Below are 3,369 nucleotides of genomic sequence, written 5' to 3'. Positions count from 1 at the left end.
TCGTGGTGGGACAAGGTGCCGTCGAAATTCGATGGCTGGGGCGAAAACCGGTTTCGTGATGCAGGTTTTCGCGCCGTGCCCGGCGCCATCGTGCGCAGATCGGCATTCATTGCCAGGAACGTCGTGCTGATGCCGTCCTTCGTCAATCTCGGCGCCTATGTCGATGAAAGCACCATGATCGACACCTGGTCCACGGTCGGCTCCTGCGCCCAGATCGGCAAGCGCGTGCATATTTCCGGCGGCGTCGGCATCGGCGGCGTGCTGGAGCCGCTGCAGGCCGAACCCGTCATCATCGAGGACGATTGCTTCATCGGCGCGCGCTCCGAAGTCGCCGAAGGCGTGATCGTGCGCAAGGGCGCGGTGCTGGCGATGGGCGTGTTCCTCGGCGCCTCGACCAAGATTATCGACCGCGACAGCGGCGAAATTTTCATCGGCGAAGTGCCGGAATATGCCGTGGTGGTGCCGGGCGCGCTGCCGGGCAGGCCGTTGAAGAACGGTCAGCCCGGTCCATCCACCGCCTGTGCGGTGATCGTCAAACGCGTCGACGAGCGCACCCGCGCCAAGACCAGCATCAACGAGTTGTTGCGGGATTGAGGCCACGCGTTCGGGCGATTTTCGTGACATAATCGCGGCTGCACGCAGAAGTCGGGGAGGCGCTCATGGACTGGACCACGCTGCTTTTCAGCTTCAACGGCCGCATCAGTCGCGCCAAGTACTGGCTCGCGGTTCTGATCTACATGGTGGTCTGGACCGCGTTCATCGCCGGATGCCTGATCTGGCTCGGAGGCACGAGCATCGACAATCTGTTCAGTTTCGCCGGCGCGGTGCTGCTGGTCTGGCTCATAGGAATCATTCTTCTCGTCGTCGGAACCTGGTCGGGCCTCGCCGTCGGCATCAAGCGGCTGCATGACCGCGACAAAAGCGGCTGGTGGATCCTGCTGTTCTGGCTCGGCCCGAGCATACTCGGCGGCTGGCAAACGGCGACGCCCGATCTCGGCGGCGGCTTTATCTTCTCGCTGGCCGCGGCGGCCATCGCGATCTGGGCCTTTGTCGAACTCGGCTGCCTGCGCGGCACGCCCGGTCCGAACCAGTACGGCCCCGATCCGCTCGGCCATCCGGCGTACGCGCCCGGGCGCTGAAATCGAACCGAAATCCGCCTGTCGCGACGAAGATGGGGAAAGCAATAACTTTCTAGGTTCTGGAAATCCGACATGGACTGGAACTGGTTTCTGTTCAGCTTCGACGGCCGCATAAGTCGCGCGCAGTGCGGGTTCGCGGCGTTCCTTTGGTTCGCGACCAACTTTTCCTTCATGATGATCTTTCTGTTGGTAACAAGCGGTATCCTCTGGGCTACTGGTAACGACTTCCGGATCATTTCGACGTCGACATTGCCCTGGGCGTTCTACCTGCTTGGGCTTCCCCTGCTGGCCGTCAACGTCTGGCTGGTTGCGGCCACGGCCGCAAAGCGGCTTCATGACCGCAACAAGAACGGCTGGTGGCTCCTCCCATTTTTTGGCGCGCCTGCACTGCTGGATAAATTCTGGAACTGGCTCGACAATCCGACCTTGGCGTTACTTGTCAGCGCTCTCAATTTTGGTTTGAGCGTCTGGTGCTTCGTCGAGCTGTTCTGCTTGCGCGGCACAAAAGGGTCTAACCAATTCGGCCCCGATCCTTTCGCGGGGTTCGACACGAGGCCGCGCTGGGCCCAGCATGATGAGCTGCAAATTGTCCCGCACAGCGCTAGCCCACCTGCGGTCACGCATGTTAAGCGAGGGAATGACTGACTCCGTTTCCGCCCTTTCCATCGCTCGCGATCTGCTGCGCTGTCCGTCGGTAACGCCGGCGGACGCCGGCGCGCTCGGCGTGCTCGAGAACGTCCTGAAGGGCGCTGGCTTCGACGTTCATCGGGTCACCTTCAGCGAGCCGGGCGCCGCCGACATCGACAATCTCTATGCCCGCATCGGCAGCCGCGCACCGCACCTCACCTTCGCGGGGCATACCGACGTGGTTCCGCCGGGCGACGAGAACGCGTGGACCCATGGCGCGTTCTCGGGCGACGTCAAGGACGGTTTCTTGTACGGCCGGGGCGCCGTGGACATGAAAGGCGGAATTGCCTGCAGCATCGCGGCGGTGCTGGATTATCTCGCGGCCAATGGCGGCGAGCCCAGCGGCTCGATCTCGTTCCTGATCACCGGCGACGAGGAAGACATCGCCGTCAATGGCACGATAAAGCTGCTGCAATGGGCCGCGTCGCGCGGCGAGAAATTCGATCACTGCGTGCTGGGCGAACCCAGCAATGTCGAGGAACTCGGCGACTGCATCAAGGTCGGCCGCCGCGGCTCGCTGTCGGGGACGCTTTATGTCGATGGCATTCAAGGCCATGTCGCCTATCCGCATCGCGCGTCGAATCCGGTGCCGGACATAGCGGCGCTGATCGTCGCGCTCAGCAATGAGCCGCTCGATCACGGCAGCGCGCATTTCCAGCCTTCCAATCTCGAATTCACATCCGTCGATGTCGGCAACACCGCGAGCAATGTGATCCCGGCTCAAGCGCGTGCGAAATTCAACATCCGCTTCAACGATCACCACAGCCAGGACTCGCTGCGGACGCTGATCGAAGCGCGCATGGCGAAGGCGGCGGGCAACCGGATCAAGGCGCGGATCGCGTGGGAGCCGTCGAACGCCGACGTGTTCGTCATAAAACCCGGCGCCTTTACCGATCTGGTGGTGGCGGCGATCGAGGAAGTCACCGGCCGCAAGCCGGATCTCAACGCCGGCGGCGGCACCTCGGATGCGCGCTTCATCACCCGTTATTGTCCGGTGATCGAATTCGGCCTGGTCGGCCAGACCATGCACCAGGTCGACGAACGTACGCCGGTCGCCGACCTGGAAAAGCTGACGAAGATCTATCGCAGCGTGCTGGACCGGTATTTTGGGTGAGTTCTCCGGCCGTCATCACCCGCGAACGCGGGTGATGACGGTATTCCAGACTGTCAGTGCTAAATTACAGACGCTTCGGAATACTGGGTCGCCCGGTCAAGCCTTACCAGATTCACACATCTCAAAATTCGACTTTAGGATCAATGGTTTTAGACGATCATCGATGTGGAAAGCGCCAAGGAGTCGTACGCAATCCGGAAGTTAAAAGACGCGTATTTCCGGCGCGGAATCGCCGTCAAATTGATCCCTGTAAAGACCTATGTGCGGCTACAACTCGCCACACTTGCTGCCGTCATCCTGAGAGCCTGATCCAAAAATGTATCCGAGTCATTTCAACTACTTAGGAACGACGGTGTTGCGGGGATCTGACCTCAGGCAAATCTGCAGTTATTGCGATGCTCCAACGGGTTTCAACAAGTCGCATCTGAA

At 61.1% G+C, this 3,369-nt stretch carries 4 protein-coding genes; all 4 read left to right on the top strand.

All coding sequences use genetic code 11. The features are described 5' to 3' along the window. The coding region (locus VGP39_RS03980) for a 2,3,4,5-tetrahydropyridine-2,6-dicarboxylate N-succinyltransferase (RefSeq protein WP_327566804.1) at positions 1–594 on the top strand (594 nt) is incomplete at its 5' end. Positions 595–659: 65 nt separating this feature from the next. Continuing rightward, positions 660–1,139 (top strand): DUF805 domain-containing protein, encoded by a 480-nt coding sequence (locus tag VGP39_RS03975; RefSeq protein ID WP_327566803.1) that lies wholly within the window; start codon positions 660–662, stop codon positions 1,137–1,139. Positions 1,140–1,211: 72 nt separating this feature from the next. Then, positions 1,212–1,784 carry a DUF805 domain-containing protein gene (locus VGP39_RS03970; RefSeq protein ID WP_327566802.1) on the top strand — a complete coding sequence of 191 codons (573 nt, stop codon included), beginning with the start codon at positions 1,212–1,214 and terminating at the stop codon, positions 1,782–1,784. Then, entirely contained in the window at positions 1,777–2,940 is a 1,164-nt protein-coding gene (gene dapE / locus VGP39_RS03965) for a succinyl-diaminopimelate desuccinylase (RefSeq protein ID WP_327566801.1), read from the top strand. Before VGP39_RS03970 ends, dapE begins: the two co-directional genes overlap by 8 nt. Positions 2,941–3,369 lie beyond the last annotated feature (429 nt).

It is taken from the genome of Bradyrhizobium sp., from assembly GCF_036009065.1.
Lineage (GTDB): Bacteria > Pseudomonadota > Alphaproteobacteria > Rhizobiales > Xanthobacteraceae > Bradyrhizobium.
The sequence above is the reverse complement of the archived record's forward strand: the minus strand, read 5'-3'. Positions and strand labels throughout refer to the sequence as shown.